General features: G+C 70.9%; 18 protein-coding genes. 15 read left to right on the top strand and 3 right to left on the bottom strand.

Annotated elements, in window-relative coordinates:
* The first annotated feature begins 6 nt into the window (after window positions 1–6).
* From UG56_RS01660 to UG56_RS01635, 6 genes are all read left to right on the top strand, one after another.
* Window positions 7–1011: an AraC family transcriptional regulator gene (locus UG56_RS01660; RefSeq protein WP_045547908.1), complete on the top strand. Its 1005-nt coding sequence runs from the start codon at window positions 7–9 to the stop codon at window positions 1009–1011.
* 100 nt (window positions 1012–1111) lie between these two features.
* A complete protein-coding gene (locus tag UG56_RS01655; protein WP_256206384.1) occupies window positions 1112–2632 on the top strand; it encodes an aldehyde dehydrogenase family protein in 1521 nt (506 codons plus the stop codon).
* A complete protein-coding gene (locus UG56_RS01650) occupies window positions 2629–3732 on the top strand; it encodes an NAD(P)-dependent alcohol dehydrogenase (RefSeq protein ID WP_045547906.1) in 1104 nt (367 codons plus the stop codon). Before UG56_RS01655 ends, UG56_RS01650 begins: the two co-directional genes overlap by 4 nt.
* A 104-nt stretch (window positions 3733–3836) precedes the next feature.
* A complete protein-coding gene (locus tag UG56_RS01645) occupies window positions 3837–5138 on the top strand; it encodes an MFS transporter (protein ID WP_045547905.1) in 1302 nt (433 codons plus the stop codon).
* A gap of 163 nt (window positions 5139–5301) precedes the next feature.
* A complete protein-coding gene (locus UG56_RS01640) occupies window positions 5302–7134 on the top strand; it encodes an acyltransferase family protein (RefSeq protein ID WP_177191400.1) in 1833 nt (610 codons plus the stop codon).
* A 26-nt stretch (window positions 7135–7160) separates the two neighbouring features.
* Complete coding sequence (locus UG56_RS01635; RefSeq protein WP_045547904.1) at window positions 7161–7802, top strand: hypothetical protein; 642 nt, start codon at window positions 7161–7163, stop codon at window positions 7800–7802.
* A gap of 8 nt (window positions 7803–7810) precedes the next feature.
* Here UG56_RS01635 and UG56_RS01630 read toward each other — a convergent pair whose 3' ends face one another.
* On the bottom strand, window positions 7811–9259 hold the full coding sequence (locus UG56_RS01630; protein WP_256206383.1) for a serine/threonine-protein kinase: 1449 nt from the start codon (window positions 9257–9259) through the stop codon (window positions 7811–7813).
* Between the two features lie 62 nt (window positions 9260–9321).
* Between UG56_RS01630 and UG56_RS01625 the strand changes: the two genes are divergently transcribed.
* On the top strand, window positions 9322–9921 hold the full coding sequence (locus UG56_RS01625; protein WP_045551677.1) for an RNA polymerase sigma factor: 600 nt from the start codon (window positions 9322–9324) through the stop codon (window positions 9919–9921).
* 28 nt (window positions 9922–9949) lie between these two features.
* Here the strand turns inward: UG56_RS01625 and UG56_RS01620 are convergent, their stop codons facing one another.
* Window positions 9950–10420: a winged helix-turn-helix transcriptional regulator gene (locus tag UG56_RS01620; protein WP_045551678.1), complete on the bottom strand. Its 471-nt coding sequence runs from the start codon at window positions 10418–10420 to the stop codon at window positions 9950–9952.
* Between the two features lie 97 nt (window positions 10421–10517).
* On the opposite strand from UG56_RS01620, the gene UG56_RS01615 reads away from it, so the two are divergent.
* Window positions 10518–10982, top strand: a complete 465-nt coding sequence (locus UG56_RS01615; protein WP_045551679.1) for an SRPBCC family protein — start codon at window positions 10518–10520, stop codon at window positions 10980–10982.
* A gap of 3 nt (window positions 10983–10985) precedes the next feature.
* Here UG56_RS01615 and UG56_RS01610 read toward each other — a convergent pair whose 3' ends face one another.
* Complete coding sequence (locus UG56_RS01610; protein ID WP_045551680.1) at window positions 10986–11432, bottom strand: hypothetical protein; 447 nt, start codon at window positions 11430–11432, stop codon at window positions 10986–10988.
* A 296-nt stretch (window positions 11433–11728) separates the two neighbouring features.
* Here UG56_RS01610 and UG56_RS01605 point away from each other — a divergent pair, with 296 nt between their 5' ends.
* From UG56_RS01605 to UG56_RS01575, 7 genes are all read left to right on the top strand, one after another.
* The gene (locus UG56_RS01605; protein ID WP_052694200.1) at window positions 11729–12916 is read left to right on the top strand and encodes a sensor histidine kinase; all 1188 of its coding nucleotides are present in this window, start codon (window positions 11729–11731) and stop codon (window positions 12914–12916) included.
* Window positions 12913–13575, top strand: a complete 663-nt coding sequence (locus UG56_RS01600) for a response regulator (RefSeq protein WP_045551681.1) — start codon at window positions 12913–12915, stop codon at window positions 13573–13575. The genes UG56_RS01605 and UG56_RS01600 overlap by 4 nt, the downstream gene beginning before the upstream one ends.
* Before the next feature lie 102 nt (window positions 13576–13677).
* Window positions 13678–14502, top strand: a complete 825-nt coding sequence (locus tag UG56_RS01595) for an alpha/beta hydrolase (protein WP_045551682.1) — start codon at window positions 13678–13680, stop codon at window positions 14500–14502.
* Window positions 14499–15239 (top strand): ABC transporter ATP-binding protein, encoded by a 741-nt coding sequence (locus tag UG56_RS01590; protein WP_071326820.1) that lies wholly within the window; start codon window positions 14499–14501, stop codon window positions 15237–15239. Before UG56_RS01595 ends, UG56_RS01590 begins: the two co-directional genes overlap by 4 nt.
* Window position 15240: 1 nt before the next feature.
* A complete protein-coding gene (locus UG56_RS01585; protein WP_045551884.1) occupies window positions 15241–16071 on the top strand; it encodes an ABC transporter permease in 831 nt (276 codons plus the stop codon).
* A gap of 5 nt (window positions 16072–16076) precedes the next feature.
* A complete protein-coding gene (locus UG56_RS01580) occupies window positions 16077–17138 on the top strand; it encodes a fatty acid desaturase family protein (RefSeq protein ID WP_045551885.1) in 1062 nt (353 codons plus the stop codon).
* Window positions 17139–17224: 86 nt separating this feature from the next.
* On the top strand, window positions 17225–17791 hold the full coding sequence (locus UG56_RS01575; protein WP_045551886.1) for a nuclear transport factor 2 family protein: 567 nt from the start codon (window positions 17225–17227) through the stop codon (window positions 17789–17791).
* The last annotated feature ends 12 nt before the right edge of the window (window positions 17792–17803 follow it).

The following is a 17803-nucleotide window of genomic DNA, read 5'->3' as shown; positions in this document are numbered from 1 at the left end:
CACGCCATGCCGAACTCGAGGACCATCTCCGCGGACATCACCGACATCGACGAGGCACGCACGGTCGGCGGCAAGCTCTTCTATCCACACGACGTCGAGGTCACCGACCGCGGCGGCCAGTTCGGAGTCCATCTGGCCGTACGCTCCTTCGGTCCGGTCACGGTCGGCAGGCTCGCCTACGAGTCCGCTGTGCGGGTCGGCACCGGCCCGCTCGGGGACGGCTATCAGGTCAACGTGCCGGCCACGGGCGCGATCCGCACCGCCTACGGCCGGGACACCGTCCTCGCGACGCCGACCATGGCGGCCGTGCACAGTCCGCACAGGCCGACCTGCCTGGAGGGATGGGGCGGCGGCGAGGACGTCATGACCCTGAAGCTGGACCGGTTCGTGGTCGAGGACACCCTCGAGCGGCTCCTCGGCCACCCGCTGCGAAGCCCGCTCGAGATGGCGCCGGGCCTGTCCGTGGACCGCGGGCCCGGCCAGCAGGTGTGGCAGCTGGCCCGTGTGCTCATCCACCAGGTGTACGCCGTCCGCGCGGATGAGCACGGGGCAGCCGCGGGCGAATCAGTCTTCGACGCGTCGCCCTTCACCGACTCGCTCGCCCAGAGCATCATCACCGGCCTGCTCTACGCCCACGAGCACAACTACGCCGAGGAGCTCCGGCGTCCCGCGGCTGCCAGTGGCCCGGCCGCGATCCGAGCGGCGGTCGCCTACATCGAGGAGCACGCCGCCGAGCCGATCGGGGTCAGTGACGTGGCGGGCCACGCCGGCCTCTGCATGCGTGCGCTCCAGCAGGGATTCGCCCGACATCTCGAGACCACTCCCAGCGAATTCCTGCGGCAGGTGCGGCTGGGGCGGGTGCGCGACGCGCTTCTCACGAGCGACGCCGAAGCCACCACTGTCGCCACGGTGGCCTCGAGCTGGGGGTTCTTCAGTCTCGGCAGGTTCGCGGCGCAGTACCGCGAGGCGTACGGCGAGACGCCGTCGCAGACGCTGCGCCGCAAGCCCTGAATTCGCGTAACGAACAGAGCCGTTCGTCTTCCGGATATCAAGCGGGCCGGGCGCTCTCTAGCATCGGAGTGACAGCCGTCACAGCGACCAGGAGGACCCGATGTCCCGCACCTTGCCACCCGATGTCCCCGAACAGATGTCCGCGACGTACGAGGACCGGCAGCTGTTCATCGATGGCCGCGACACCGCCTCGGCGGCCGGGCGCCGGATGGACGTCATCGACCCGAGCACGGGCAACGTGCTGACGACCGCTCCACTCGGCGACGCGGCCGACATCGACGCCGCGGTCGTCGCTGCGCGACGGGCGTTCGACGAGGGTCCGTGGCCGCGGATGAGCGGCCGGGACCGAGCCCGGGTCTTGCACCGGGTGGCGGACCTGATTCGGGAGCGGGCCGACGAGCTGGTCGAGATCGAGAGCCGCGACGTCGGCAAGCCGGTGACGCTGGCGCGACACGTCGACGTCGAGACCGCGGCCCAGCAGTACGAGTACTGCTCCGCGCTGGCGCAGACCCTCGACGGCTCGGTGCGGGACACCCCGATCCCGGCGCTCGCCTACACCCGGCGCGAGCCGTTGGGCGTGGTCGGCGCGATCACCCCGTTCAACTTCCCGCTCATCCTGTCGAGCACCAAGATCGCGGCCGCGCTTGCGGCAGGAAACACCGTCGTGCACAAGCCGGCCGACGACACCCCGCTCAGCGCGCTGTTCATGGCCCGGCTGCTCGCCGACGCCGGGGCGCCCGAGGGCGTGCTCAACGTCGTGACCGGGACCGGCCCGGAGGCCGGCGACGCGCTGCTGCGCCACCCGGGAGTCGACAAGATCGCGTTCACCGGCTCGACCGCTGTCGGCCGCCGGGCCGCGAGCGTTGCCGGCGAGCACCTGAAGCCGGTCACGATGGAGCTCGGCGGCAACGGCGCGCACCTGGTGTTCGCAGATGCCGACATCGAGTCGGCCGTCGGTGCCGTGATCAAGGCGTTCGTGTTCAACACCGGCCAGTTCTGCATGGCCGGTCCCCGGCTGCTTGTCGCCGCCGAGGTCCACGACGCGGTGGTCGAGGTGCTGCGGCAGGCGGTCCCGGGCGTACCCCTGGGTGATCCGCGGGACCCGGCCACGGTGATCGGCCCGATGGCCGGCGACCAGCACCGCAAGAAGGTCGAGGAGTACGTCGCCCTGGCCCGCCAGGAGGGTGGCCGGATCGTCACCGGCGGTGGCCGTCCCGAGCTCACCGGCGACCTCGCCGGAGGGTTCTACGTCGAGCCGACCGTGATCACCGGTCTGCCCGCGGACTCACGAGTCGTCAACGAGGAGGTCTTCGGGCCGGTCCTCACGGTGCAGTCCTTCGCCGACGAGGACGAGGCCGTCGCGCTCGCCAACTCCACGGCGTACGGCCTCGCCGCGGGCTTGCACACCCGAGATCTTGCCCGGGCTCACCGGGTCGCCGGACGGCTCGACGCCGGCATCGTCTGGGTCAACGACTGGGCGATGCTCGACCCCGCCGTGCCGTTCGGCGGCGTCAAGCAGTCCGGGTTCGGCCGCGAGTACGGCCCGGAGGCGCTCGAGGCGTACACGAAGACCCGATCCGTCGTCATCTCCCTACCGACCCCACCCCAGGAGGAGTCATGAGCACCACGACCCAGGCCGCGGTCGTCGAGTCCGCCGGCGCGCCCTTCACCGTCGGAGAGGTCGAGCTCGACGCGCTCCGTCCCGATGAGATCCTGGTGCGGATGGTCGCCGCCGGGCTCTGCCACACCGACCTCGGCGTGGCCAGCGGCGGGCTGCCGTTCCCGCTCCCGGGCGTTCTCGGGCACGAGGGCGCGGGTGTCGTCGAGGAGGTCGGATCCGGAGTACGCAGCCTCGTACCCGGCGACCAGGTGCTGCTCTCGTTCAGCTCCTGCGGGACCTGCGCCCCATGTCGTGACGGCCATCCGGCCTACTGCGACGTCTGGCTCCCCGCCAACCTCATCGGCGGTGCCCGCATGGACGGGACCTCGCCGGTGCGGAGGAAGGGGGAGTCGATCGGGGGCCACTTCTTCGGGCAGTCCTCCTTCTCCCGCCTAGCGGTCGTCGACGAGCGCAGCGCCGTACGCGTCGGGCCAGAGGCCGACCTGTCCCTGCTCGCGCCGCTCGGGTGCGGTGTGCAGACCGGCGTGGGAGCGGTGTGGAACGTGCTCGCGCCGCGGCCGGGCTCCTCGGTGGTGGTCCTCGGGGCCGGTGCCGTCGGTCTCTCGGCGGTGATGGCGGCGCGGTTGACCCCGGCCACCCGGATCATCGCCGTCGACCGAGTGCCCGAGAGGCTCGACCTGGCTCGCGAGCTGGGTGCGACCGACGTCGTCGATGCCGGCCAGGTCGACAATCTGACCGCGGCGCTCACGGAGCTGACCGGCGGCGCCGACGGCGTCGTGGAGACGACCGGCAACCCAGGCGTACTCCGGCAGGGCATCGACGCCCTGGCGGCCCGCGGCACCGCCGTCGTCGTCGGAGCGCCTCCGTTCGGCACGGAGGTCGCGGTCGACGTCAACGCGATGCTCCCTGGCAAACGGATCACCGGCCTCACCCTCGGCGACGCCGAGACGCGCACGCTGATCCCGGCGCTGGCGCGCCTGGTGGCGGACGGCCGGATGCCGCTGGAGCGGCTGGTCCGGCACTACTCGTTCGAGGAGATCCAGACGGCCGTCGCCGACATGGTCTCGGGCGCCGCGGTGAAGCCGGTGCTCACCTTCTAGGTCGGTCATCGTTCGGTCGGAGGGGGCTCCTTGACAGGCGTGACATACATCACTCAGAATCGACAGGAATCCTGATAAACAGGAATCCTGAATGGAGCCCCCACATGACCCTCACCTCCGGTGGCAGCACGACCGGCTCACGCACGCAGATGGGCCGGATCGTCGCCAGCAGCTTCACGGGCAGCTTGATCGAGTACTACGACTTCCTGCTCTACTCGACCGCCTCGGCCGTGGTCTTCAACCAGGTCTTCTTCTCCAACCTGGACCCGGTGACCGGCACGATCGCGTCGTTCGGCACCTTCGCCGCCGGCTACCTGGCCCGCCCGCTCGGGGGCGTGGTCTTCGGCCACTTCGGCGACCGGCTCGGGCGGAAGAAGATGCTGGTCCTGACCATGCTCATCATGGGCGTGGTCAGCTTCCTGATCGGCTGCCTGCCGACGTACGGGCAGATCGGTGCGGCCGCGCCGGTGCTGCTCATCCTGCTCCGGATCGTCCAGGGCGTCGCGGTCGGCGGCGAGTGGGGCGGCGCGGTGCTGATCACCGCCGAGCACGCCACCTCCCGGCGCGGGCTGTGGGCCTCGTTCACGAATGCCGGCGCCCCGGCCGGCATGGTCCTCTCGACCGCGGTGATGGCGGTCATGGCCTCGGTCACCACGCCCGAGCAGTTCACCGCGTGGGGCTGGCGGGTGCCGTTCCTGCTCAGCATCCTGCTGCTCGCGGTGGGCCTGTGGATCCGCCTCAGCGTGACCGAGTCGCCGGCCTTCGAGGCGATGAAGGACCGCAAGGCGGAGGCGAGGACGCCGTTGCTGGAGGTCCTCCGCAACCACCCGCGTACGCTCCTGCTGGCCGTCGGCGTCGGCCTCGGTGCCTTCGTGGTGCAGGGCACCCTGACCACCTTCCTGATCGCGTACGCCCTCGGCGCCGGCTTCGAGCGGCCCACGGTGCTCAACGCGCTCACGGTCTCCTCGGCCGGTGCGGTCATCGGCATCCTCGGCTGGTCCGCGCTCACCGACCGCGTCGGCCGCCGCCCCGTCGTGCTCACCGCCGCCCTCGCGACAGCGGTCTTCGCGTACCTGCTCTTCCCGATGCTCGACAGCGGCTCGGTCGCGCTGCTGGTGCTCGCGGTGGTCCTCGGCCAGTCGGTCATCCACGCCGCCTTCTACGGCCCGCTCGCCGCGCTGATGAGCGAGGTCTTCAAGACCTCCTCGCGCTACACCGGTGCCTCACTCGGCTACCAGCTCGCCGGCATGGGCGCGGGTCTGTCCCCGCTCCTCTTCGCCTCGCTCCAGAAGGCCGGCGCGAGCACGGTCATGCTCTCGACCGTCATCGCGGCGTTCTGCCTGCTGAGCGTCTTCTCCCTGGTCCGACTCGGAGAGACCAGCTCCCGGGAGCTCGTCGACGCCTGACCCCATGGCCCACCGCGCCCGCCGTGCGAACCGCGGCGGGCACGGTGAGTCGACGTGATCCGAAGTCGAAACCTCTCCGCGACAACTTCTCTGCCACTCGACGCATCGAACGGAACGAGCCGGCATCAGCCGGCCGCAACGTTTGATGTGGAGGAGAGGCATGTTGGCACGCAGGGGAGGGGTCGCCGCCGAGGTCGCCCGAGGCGGCTCGGCGGCGGCGGTTGAGGGTCGGATCGACGCGCTCGACGGGATTCGCGCGATCGCGGTGACGGCGGTCGTCGTCTACCACCTGTTCCCCGATGCGCTGCCGGGCGGGTTCCTCGGGGTCGATCTCTTCTTCGTGCTCAGCGGCTACCTGATCACGCGCGGCCTGGCGCAGCGGATCGCCTCCGGAAAGGGTCTCGGGCTCGCCCGGTTCTGGTGGCGGCGTACGCTCCGGCTGCTTCCCGCGCTCGGCATGATGCTCGTGGTGGTGGCCGCGGCGACGGGCATCGTCGGCGGCCCGGCGGCGGTCCGGCTCCGCCCGCAGCTGATGGCCGCGCTGACCTACACCAGCAACTGGTACCAGGCCGGCGCGGGGCTGTCGTACTTCGAGCGCACCGAGCCGCCGGTGCTCCAGCACCTGTGGTCGCTCGCGGTCGAGGAGCAGTTCTACCTGGTGTGGCCGCCGCTGTTGATCGCGATCGTGCTCCTCGCCGGGAGCGCGCGGGCCGCCGCCGGAGCGACTGCCGTGCTCGCTGCGGCGAGCGCGGTCGCCATGGCCGTCACGTTCGTCCCCGGGGAGGACCCGAGCCGGCTCTACTTCGGCACCGACACGCACGGATTCTCGCTGCTGATCGGCGCTGTCGCCGCGCTGGTGTCGCTGAGCCCCGGCGCGTGGGCCGCTCGCTGGCTCGCCGCGCCCATGGACGGGCGGGACAAGGCGCACCGGCTCGTCGTCGTCTCGACGCTCGCGGTGTGCGTGCTCGGCATGGTCCTGATCGGCGAGACCTCGACGTTCGCCTATCGCGGAGGGATCGTCCTCGTCGACCTGGCCGCCGCGATCGCCGTCGTCTCGGCCGCGGTGCCCGGACAGGTCGCCCCGGTGCTCGGGTCCCGCCCGCTGGTGTGGGTGGGCCGGCGCAGCTATGCGATCTACCTGTGGCACTGGCCACTGATCGTCCTGCTCGCGACCGGTGCTCCCGTCCCGGAGGGCGTCCGGGCAGTGCTCGTGGTCGGACTCTCGCTGGGGCTCGCGGCGCTGAGCTGGACGTACGTCGAGCGCCCGGTCCAGCGGCTGGGTCTCCTGGGCTGTGCGAAGCGGTTCGCCGCGCATCTGCGGTCGGGCGGATTCGTCCCGGTCGCCGGGATGGTCGTCGTGGCGATCACGGTGTGGGCCGCGGCCGGGGGCATCGTCCGGTCGCCGGCCACGACCTCGGCCGAGTCGTACGTCGAGGCCGGACAGGACGCCATCGGAGCCGCCGCGGAGGTGCGACCGACACCCGACATGCCGGGAGCGTCCGTCAACCCACGACGCCCGCTCGGGAAGCAGACCACGATGATCGGCGACTCGGTCACGCTGGCGAGCGCGAAGGGCCTGCTCGCTGCGCTGCCGGGCATCGACATCCGGGCCGAGATCGGCGAGCAGATGTGGAACGCCCCGGACGTCGTCCGGCGGCTGCGTACGTCGGGCGTGCTGCGGCCGGTCGTGGTGATCGCGCTCGGCACGAACGGCGACTTCAACAGCGACATCATCCACGAGGTCGTCGAGGCGGCCGGGCCAGGACACGTGTTCGTCTTCGTCACCGCACACGCGCGCCGCGACTGGGTCCCGTCGGTCAACGCCAAGCTGCGGGGGCTGCCGGACGACCAGCGGTCGGTCGCCGTGGCCGACTGGGACGCAGCCGCGTCCGAGGTCACGGACTTCGCCAGCGACGGCATCCACCCGGGTCCCCAGGGCGGGCGCGCGTTCGCCCGCGTGGTCGAGGACGCGATCGCCTCCCTCGTCCGGCGATGACGCGGCACGACGATTACCATTCCGGCATGAGACTGGTCAGGATCGGCCTGCTGCTCGCGCTTGCGGCGGTCGGCGGGGCCGGCGGCTATCTCGTCTCCACGGACGACGCCGGGACCACCTCGTTCTCGGGTCCGGAGCCGGTCGCCGCGGTGTCGCCGAGCTACCCGGTCGACCCGGTCGTGGTGCTGCCCGACTCGGACCGGCCGGCGTTGAAGCCGGACCTGCCGCTGCACCGGGCGACGGTGGGCGCGGCGCCCTTCGATCTCACTTTGCCGGTCCCGCGGGGATGGGATCGCAGCGTCCCGAGCGCGGGCGAGTGGCGCTGGTACCCGCCGCCCGGCAACGTCGTGAACACCTACTTCCTCCGGGTCCGGCTCATCGGGAACCAGTACCAGCCCGTCGACCGCGCGGTCGACGCCCGACTGGACGCGCTCCGTTCCTCCGAGAACGTGAAGGGTCTCGAGGTCCTGTCGAGGACGGACACCTCGTTCGTCGCGGAGTACGTCAGCGACGGCTATCGGCGAGTCACGATGGAGGCCTATCTCGCCAAGGAGGACTCCGAGGACTCCGAGGCCGCCTACGCCTGGATCGCCCTGGTGGGCAGGCGTGCCGACCGCGACGGCATGAACGACCTCTTCGACCGGATCGTCCCTGCTGTCAGGACCTAGTGGAAGATCTAGTGGAAGCCGTGGGTCTCGACGCCGTCGAGGACCCGGTTGGCGGTGGCGGTGTCGTGGCTTCGCACCTGCACCCACAGCAGCTGGTTGTCGGCGACCTGGACCGCCCGTTCGACGGTGACCCCGTCGCCGCAGTCGGGATAGAGCACCGTGATGACGTCGCCGTCGTCGGTGCTGTCGGTCACGGGATCCCGAGGCGGGCCGCACTCGGGGTGCTGGGGCATCTGGTCCGGTAGCTCGGTGCCGGCGAGGATGCCGAGGAAGACGCCCTGGCCGTCCGGCTCGGACGCCCAGCCGGCCGAGGTGCCGACCGACAGGGCCGGGTGGTCCCGCTTCTCGGTCGGCGGAACCCAGCCGTCGACGGCGGCGGCCCGGTTCCATTCCGAGGGGATGCTGACGCTGAGGGACCCGGTCTCGTCGGACACATCTGCCCACGTGCTGTCCTCCGGCGCGAGCCGGGCCGCGCCGTAACCTGCACCGGCGCCGGCCACCAGGGCGACCAGCCCGGCCAGCAACCACCGGCGTCGACGCGAGCGACGCGGGCGCGCGGCGGTCGGCTCGGTCGGCGCCTCGTCGACCGCGGTGGGGAGGCTCGGACGCACGTCCTCCTGGATCACGTCCGGTGGTCGCCGCATGGTCGTTGTGCCGCCGGTCGTCTCGCCCAGGGCGTCGGCCAGCGCCGTGACGTACGCCTTGACGTCGGGGTAGCGCTGGTCGCGATCCACGGCCAGGCCCCGGGTGACGACGGCGGCGACGGCAGCGGGGACCGGATGGTGCTCGCTCGACAGCGGTGGCAGCGGGCCGGGATCGGACGCGGCGGCCAGCGAGGCGTGCCGATACGGCGGCCGGCCGGTGAGCAGCAGATAGGTGATCGCCGCGAGGGAGTACTGGTCGGCGCGGGCGTCGAGCGACTCGCCGCGCGCCTGCTCGGGCGCGACGTACGTCGGTGTGCCGGCGATCAGGGTGAGCCGCGACGAGACGTCCAGCGACTTCCCGAGACCCAGGTCGGCCACCATCGCGTGCACCTGGCCGTCGACCGTCCGGAACAGCACGTTGGCCGGTTTGACGTCGCGGTGCAGCACCGAGCGGTCGTGCAGGGTCTGCAGCCCGAGGCCGACCTGGCGCACCACGTCGAAAACCTGCGCCATCGACATCGGCTCGGTGCCGATCCGGTCGGCGAGCGTGCCCTGGTCGGCGTAGGTCATCACCAGATAGGGCCGGCCGTCGTCGAGCTCCCCGGCGTCGTACACCGTGACCACGTGGGGCGACTCCACCCTGCGCAGCATCCGGCCCTCGTCGAGGAAGCGGCGCCGGACGTGGTCGTCGCCGCTCCAGTTCTCGGCGAGCACCTTCACCGCGACCGGCGAATCCAGCTGGTCGTCGAAGGCCATCCACACGGTGGCGAACGCGCCCGCCCCGATCCGTCGCTGAACCGCGTAGCGACCCAAGATCCGGTCCGGACACCCCGACATTATGCACTGCCCGGCGGGTTTGTCAGGTGCCCGGCCCTATGCTGGGGGCGCCCGCATCACCCCAGCACGAGGAGTCTCCCATCGCGAGCGACGCGCTTAGCCTGGACGACATCGACGAGCTCGCCCGACGCGCCAAGGACGGCGACCGCGACGCCCTCGAGGCCCTGCTGAGCGCGGTGCGTCCGCGGGTGCTCAGCACGTGCCGTGGCGTGCTCCCGCACCTCGCCGACGCCGAGGACGCCTGCCAGGAGGCGCTCATCTCCGTTGCCGCGAAGATCGGCACCTGGACCGGCAGCGCCAGGTTCACCACCTGGCTGCACGTCGTCGCGGTGAACGCCGCGCGATCGACGTACCGACGACTGAAGAGGCAGGCTGTCCCGGTCGAGGTCATGCCGGCCGACCGTCCCGACCCGCGCACCACGAGTGTCATCGCCGGCACCCGCCTCGACCTGCTCGAGGCCATGGAGAAGCTCGAGGTCGACCACCCGCAGCTGGTCGAGCCGCTGCTGCTGCGCGACGTCTACGGCCTGCCGTACGACGAGATCGCCGGCCTGGTCGACGTCCCGCTCGGGACCATCAAGGCACAGATCCACCGCGGACGCCGGCTCGCTCGGCCGCTGCTGCGCGAGTCGGAGTGAGCTGCGCGCCGGGGGAGTCACCGCTGCGTCATCGGTCCCGGACCGGCCGACGGGCTGCCAGGTAGTCCGCGGGCATGCCCGGCCCGGGCCGCACCACGATCTGATCCGGCGGGACCTTCCCGTGCTGCTCGCAGCGCGTCTGAAGGTGGACCGGCTCGCCGCAGTCGGCGTGCAGGTAGTCGATGGGCCGCCCGTCGGGCGCGAACCAGGTGTCGCCCCACTCGGTGAGCGCGATCAGCGCCGGTCGTAGGCCCTGGGCCATGGCGGTGGGCCGGTAGTCGCCGGCGTCGTCGCGGGTCATCAGGCCGGCCTCGACGAGCGTGGCCAGGCGCGTCTTCAGGATGTTGGTGGCGATGCCGAGGTTGTGCTGGAAGTCGCCATAGCGCGTCACGCCGGCGAAGATCGCGTCCCGCAGGATCAGCAGTGTCCAGCGCTCGCCGACCACCTCGAGGGATCGGGCGATGGAGCAGATCTGGCCGTCGTACGTCTTTCCGAGCACGGGGACGACTCTAGCAAATCACTTGCATGATGAAAGTTCGGGTGTCTACGGTGTTGCTTGCATGATGCAAGTCACATCCGATCTCAAGGGGACAGCCATGAACGACCTGACCGCGACCTTCACCGTCGACGCCACACCGCAGGAGGCGTACGAGGCCATCAACGACGTACGTTCCTGGTGGGGGCACCACATCGCCGGTCCCACCGACCGGGTCGGTGCCGAGTGGTTCTACCTGGTGCCGGACATCCACTACTCCAAGCAGCTCGTGTCGGAACTGGTTCCCGGCGAACGCGTCGTGTGGGATTTCACCGACGGCTACCTCGACTTCATCGCGGACAAGAAGGAGTGGATCGGCACGACCGGCCGCTTCGACATCGCCGTCGATGGCGATCAGACCCGCGTGACCTTCACCCACGAGGGGCTCGGGCGTGGGGACGAGTGCTTCGACGTCTGCTACGACGCCTGGACCCACTACATCACCGTCAGCCTGAAGGGCCGGATCGAGTCCGGCCAGGGCACCATCCGGACCCAGGACGAGGACAAGGCCGCCGTGGGACGGTGACGCTCAGCCGAGGACGCCCCGGATCTCCTCGATCGTCCGGACCAGCAGCGCGCCGGTGTGCGGCTTCGCCACACCCATCGTCGGCTCCGGCCAGAGGGTGAGGGGGACGCTGCGACCGTCGGCCGAGGTGATCACGAATCCTTCGACGACCCGCGCGGTGTTGATCCTGACCTCGGCCGCCGCGACGGTCGCACCCCGGGCCGGAAACGCGAGCAGCTGCGTCGGCTGCCCCGGGCCGCTCTTCCAGAGGGACACCTCGTCGGGGCTCACCACCAGGATCGTCGCGGAGAGCTTCCACATGCCCATCTGGGGTCGGGTGAAATAGGCATGCGCCGTCTCTCGGAACGCCGCGAGCGTCTTGCGCTGCCCGCGGACCGTCGCGGCGCCGTACGCGACGAAGCCCGCCACGACGGCGAGCAGGGCGATCACGATCAGGATGAGCACCAGCACGGCGGGTAGTCCACCACACCTGATGGTGGGAAATGGTCGATTCGGGCCAGCCGGAGGCGCTCGGGAGAGCCCAGATCGACCACTACTCGAGCGACGGAGTCGGGACCCCTTGTGGCTCGGGCGCGTGAACGAACTTTCATTCACCTCGGGCGCGTGAACGAATCTTCACTCACCGAGAAGGCAGGATCAGGTTTCGCTCCATCGCTGAGCCATGGAGGAGGAGGCAAGCGCTCGGTTCAGCGTGCAGGGGCTTCTCCGGGGCATGGGCCAGGCATCGTCCTGGTATTACTGAAATCATGCTGAAGACCTGGGCCGGGCGCGGACGACTGGCTGTCTACGTCGCCGCGATCGTCCTCGGAATCGTCGAGTCCGCCATCCTGAGCGACGAATACTCGGTCGCCGGGGGAGTCGCGCTGCTGCTGGGCGGAGCTCACGCCGGGTCCATCGCGCTCGCGCTGTGGCGTCCGGTCGAGGCAGCCGGTCTGTCCCTGGTCGCGGTGACGCTCACCGCGTTGGCGATGATCAGTCTGGGCCGCGACGGCTGGCCGTGGATGGTGCCGCCACCGACCCTGACGCAGCTCCTGGTGCTGATCGTGCTGACCCTGGTCGCCGGCTGGCGGCTGGCGGCGATCACCCTGGGCATCCAGGTCGCCGCAGGGGTCGTGCTGGTTGTGATCGGCTCCTACTGGAACGACTTACTCGCCCCGCTCGGCGAGGTGGCCAATTTCGCCTCGCTCGCGCTGATGCTCGGGGCGCTGGCCACCGTCGCTCGCCGGCTCTCGGAGAGCCGCAGCGCACTGCGCGAGGAGCACGAGCGCCGCTCAGTCGTCGAGGAGAAGGCGCGGATCGCCCGCGAGCTGCACGACGTGATCGCCCACAACATGTCGCTGATCACCGTGCAGGCCAGATCGGCTCCGCACCGGGTCGACGACGTCAGCCCGGCGGCGGAGGCTGAGTTCGCCGAGATCGCCGACCTGGCGGCCTCTGCGCTGCGGCAGATGCGCGGGGTGCTCGACGTGCTGCGTACCGAGGAGGGGCAGTCGGGCCGCGTCCCGGTGCCGGGCATCGACGGGCTGGGCGAGCTGTTCGAGAGCGCCCGCGGGACCGGGCAGCGGGTCGAGGTCCGCGGCGACCTTCCGGAGCTCACCGACGTGGCGCCCGAGGTGGGCACCGCGGCCTACCGGATCGTGCAGGAGGCGCTCAGCAACGCCCGCCGCCACGCTCCCAGCGAGGCGGTCGGCGTCGACCTGACGCTGGGCGAGCAACACCTCGAGATCCGGGTCACCAACACGCTCGACGGTTCCTCACCCACGGCCGAGAACACCGGCGGCGGTCACGGACTCATCGGGATGCGCGAACGCGCCGCGGCCGTCGGCGGCAGCATCACCGCCGGATCGGTCGGCGGCGAGTTCGTCGTCGAGGCCCGACTCCCGGCCGAAACGTCCGTGCGCACCCCCTCCAAACGCGGTAGGAAGACCCCGTGACGGTGAAGATCGTGGTCGTCGACGACCAGGCGATGGTGCGCTCCGGCTTCGTGGCGCTGCTCAGCACCCAGCCGGACATCGACGTGGTCGGCACCGCCGCGGACGGCTCGGAGGCGCTGCAGGTGATCCGGCGTACGCATCCCGACGTGGTGCTGATGGACGTCCGGATGCCGGTGATGGACGGGATCGAGGCGCTCCGGCAGCTCTCCGAGAACCCGGCCACGGCGCAGACCAAGGTGATCATGCTGACCACGTTCGACGCCGACGAGTACGTCCACGAGTCGCTGCGTCTCGGCGCCAGCGGCTTCCTGCTCAAGGACGCCTCGCCCGACGAGCTCGCCTCAGCGATCCGGGTCGTCCATGCCGGCGAGGCGCTGCTCTCGCCGTCGGTGACCCGCCAGGTGATCGCGCAGTTCGCCCGCTCGCCGCGCAAGCGCAAGCAGGACCCGCGCCTCAAGCAGCTCACCGAGCGCGAGCGCGAGGTGCTCGAGAACATCGCCCGCGGCAGCTCCAACAGCGAGATCGCCGCCGAGCTCTTCCTCGCCGAGCAGACCGTGAAGACCCACGTCAGCCGCATCCTCGGCAAGCTCGGCCTCCGCGACCGCGCCCAGGCTGTCGTCTTCGCCTACGAGAGCGGTCTGGTCGCGCCGCACGTCTAGCCTGCGTGACCCCTCAGGGGCATCCCGGACTACCCCGGTAGGGGGTCGAATGGCTCCCGGGAGTGACGCGCGGCGGGACACCTGATTCCTACCGTCACGGCCATGACAGTTGTGACGCCGCTCAGGTACGGCCTCAACGAGGCCGACGGAACCATCGGACCCCGCCTCCTCGCCTGTGACCCGCCCGGAGGGGCGCGGGTCGTGGAGGTCTTCGGGGACGCCGCCACCGCCGACCACATCGCCGTCGTCGTGCCCGGCAACGGCCACCACCTCGGCAACTACTTCACCAGCACCGAGGCCCACAGTCCGCGCTCCCGGGGGCAGCTGCTGCTGCGTACGATGCAGGAGATCGCGCCCGAGAGCCGGTCGGCCGTGGTGGTCTGGCTGGGCTACCACTCGCCGCCGGAGTGGTACAACGCGATCACCAACGGGCCGGCCTATGCCGGCGCCCGCGACCTCGCCGCCCTCACCCACTACCTGCCGCGCGCCGCCCATCTCACCCTGATCGGCCACAGCTACGGCTCGACGGTCGCCGGCCTCGCCCTCGCCAGCGCGCGCGCCGAGGACTGCGTGGCGCTGGGCAGCCCCGGCATGGGCGTCGTGCACCGCTCCGAGCTCGGGTCACGCACCCGGCTCTGGGCGGCGTACGGGGAGAACGACCGGATCCGGCTGGTCCCGCAGGTACGCCTCGGCCGCCTCGGGCTCGGGCGCGGCCCGCTGCACCCGGAGCTGGGCGCGACCCGGTTCGGGACCGGCGACATCCCCGGCCACTGCGGCTACTACGCCGAAGGCAGCGAGTCGCTGCTCAACATCGCCCGGATCGCTCTGGGTCGCTACGAGGAGGTGACGACTGCTTTGGTCTCGACACGCCGCCGTTCGTCCCTCACGACGTCGGCTCGACCGACAGAACTGGAGGCAGCAGCATGATCACCGACGAACCCGCCATCTGGACCCAAGGGCTCCGCAAGAGCTACCCCGGCCGCGGCGCCGCCCTGGACGGCATCGACCTCGCCGTCCCCGCCGGCACGGTCCACGGTCTGCTCGGCCCCAACGGCGCCGGCAAGACCACGACCGTACGCATCCTGGCCACCCTGGCCAGCTTCGACTCGGGCCAGGCCTGGGTCGCCGGCCGCAACGTCGCCCGCGACCGCGCCGGGGTGCGCGCGCGGATCGGCATCGCCGGCCAGTACGCGGCGGTCGACGGCGTGCTGAGCGGCCGCCAGAACCTGGAGATGTTCGCCCGCCTGCACCGGATGAGGGCCCGCGAAGCACGAGCCCGTGCGGACGAGCTGCTCGAGCGTTTCGATCTCGTCGAGGCCGCCAGCCGCCCGGTGCGCGGCTACTCCGGCGGCATGCGCAGGCGGCTCGACCTCGCCGTCAGCCTGATCCGCAGCCCCCGCGTGCTCTTCCTCGACGAGCCCACCACCGGGCTCGACCCGCGCAGCCGGATCGAGGTCTGGGACGCCGTTCGCGAGCTGGCCGACTCCGGCACGACCGTGCTGCTCACCACCCAGTACCTGGAGGAGGCCGACCGGCTGTGTTCACGCATCACGATGGTCGACCGCGGCCGGGTCGTCGCCGAGGGGACGCCCGCCGAGCTCAAGTCCAGCGTCGGCGGCCGCGACCTCGACGAGGCGTTCCTGCTGATCACCGAGGGGGCCTGAGATGAGCACCCTGACCGAACCCACCGTCCACGGATCACGCATCACGTGGGCGACGGTCGACACCTGGGTGGTGGCCAAGCGCCACCTCCTCCATCTCGTACGCCGCCCCGACGAGCTTCTCGGCACCCTGATGATCCCGGTGATGGCGGTGGCCATGTTCGGCTTCGTCTTCGGCGAGGCCTTCGGGGTCGCGATGGACGTGCCGGGGTCTGAGTACCGCGAGTTCCTGCTCCCCGGCCTCTTCGCGCTGACCATGGCGTTCGGCATCGGCAACACCACGATCTCGGTCGCCGAGGACGTACGCGGCGGGGTGCTCGACCGGATGAGATCCCTCCCCATGTCGCCGGTCGCGGTGCTGGCCGGGCGCGCCCTGGCCGACGTCATCCTGGCCGTCGTCGAGCTCAGCATCCTGCTGGCGCTGGGGACGCTGTTCGGGTGGCAGGCCCACCTCGGGGTCGGTGGGGTGATCGCCGCGCTCGGGCTCCTGGTCCTGCTCAGGATGGCCTTCTCCTGGGTCGGCATCCTGCTCGGCCTGCTGGTCAGCGGCCCGGAGGCGGCGATGAAGTACTTCGCGCTCGTCTTCCCGCTCGCCATGGTCGCCGACACGATCGTGCCGACCGACCTGATGCCCGGCTGGCTGGCCCTGCCGGCCGCGTGGAACCCGCTCTCCTCGACCGTCATCGCCACCCGTGAGCTCTTCGGGAACACGGCCGTCCCGGCCACCACCTGGGTCGGCGAGCACGCCCTCACCATGGCCGTCCTCTGGCCGGTCGCCATCATCGCGATCTGCCTGCCGCTGGCGATGGCCCGGCTCCGCCGGCTCGGACGGTGACGACGATGACCACGCTCCCGAGCCAGGCGCACCGTCAGGTCAACGCCTACACCGAGCTGATGCGTCGCGTCAGGCAGGCGGGTCTGCTGGAGCGGTCGCCGAGGACGTACGTCCGGCGGGTGGCGCTCCTCGGCACCGGCTTCGCGCTCGCGCTGATCGCCCTGCTCGCCCTCGGACAGACCTGGTGGCAGCTGCTGGTCGCGGCGGCCTTCGGGATCCTGTTCACCCAGACCGCGTTCCTCGCGCACGACGGCGCCCACCGCCAGATCTTCGCCTCGGGCCCGAAGAACGAGTGGGCCTCCCGCATCCTCGGCAACCTGGTCGTCGGGCTGAGCTACGGCTGGTGGATGCGGAAGCACACCCGCCACCACGCCAACCCGAACAAGGTCGACGCCGACGAGGACATCCGCCCCTCGGTGCTGCTGTTCACCACCGAGGACGTGGAGCGACGCACGGGCCTCAAGCGGTGGCTCACCGCCCGCCAGGGATGGCTGTTCTTCCCGCTGCTGACCCTCGAGGGCGTCAACCTCCACCTCGGCGCCGTCCTCACCGTGATCAAGGGAAGAGACCTCGAACATCGGCGTACGGAGGCAGCGTTCCTGGCGCTGCGGCTGGTCGGCTGGCCGGTGCTGGTCTGCTCGGTGCTGGGCCTCGGCCTAGGCGCGGCCTTCCTGGGCGTGCAGCTGGCCGTCTTCGGGGTCTACATGGGGGCCAGCTTCGCCCCCAACCACAAGGGCATGCCGCTGGTGCCGCGCGACACCAGGATCGACTTCCTCTCCCGCCAGGTCCTGACCTCCCGCAACATCCGCGGCGGACGCTGGGTCGACCGGCTCATGGGCGGCCTGAACCTGCAGATCGAGCACCACCTCTTCCCGAGCATGCCGAGCAGCAGCCTGCGCCGCGCCCAGCCCCTGGTCCGTGCCTACTGCGCCGAGCAGGGCGTCCCCTACACCGAGGCCGGCCTCCTGGAGTCGTACGCCATCGTCGTCCGCCACCTCAACCGCGTGGGTCTCGGCGACCGCGACCCGTTCGCCTGCCCGTTCGTCGTCGCCAACAGGACGGGCTGAGCGCCCGATGAGGGGTAGGGGAATCCCTCATCGAGCTGCGGTCATTGCCACTGGAGCCCGGTGCCCGCGCTTCCTACCGTGAAAGCATGACGAGCACCCTGGAGACAGACACGATCGCCGCCCTCCTCCGACGGGTGGAGGCCCTCGAGTCGGAGGCGGAGATCCGTCGGCTGGAGGCGCGCTACATGTTCCTCTGCGACACCCCCTGCCCCGAGTTCGGCGTCGACGACGATGCTCGACGGATCGACCTGATCATGGACCTCTACGCCGAGGACGCGGTCTGGGAAGGGGTCGGGGAGTACTACGACGGTCAGTTCGGCAAGGTCGAGGGGAAGGCCGCGATCCGTGCTCACTTCGAGAGGTTCTGGGGCGAGAAGCAGGACCCGGCCCTGCTGCTCAACGCCCACTACCTGACCTCCGAGCAGATCCACGTCGACGGCGACGAGGCCGAGGGGCAGTGGATCCACATGCAGCCCTGGCTCTTCTCCGACGGCAGGGCGATGCTCCGCTCGAGCCGGCTGAACAACGCCTTCCGCCGCGTCGACGGGACCTGGCTGATCACCCGGACCCGCACCGAGAACGTCTTCATCGCACCGCTCTCGCCGGGCTGGGCCGAGTCCTACCCGTCGACGTCGGTGCTGATGAAGCCCTGAGGTTCGCCCAGA

The sequence above is a fragment of the Nocardioides luteus genome (assembly GCF_000960475.2).
In the GTDB taxonomy this organism is placed as follows: Bacteria; Actinomycetota; Actinomycetes; order Propionibacteriales; family Nocardioidaceae; genus Nocardioides; species Nocardioides luteus_A.
This window is presented reverse-complemented; position numbering and strand designations above follow the sequence as displayed.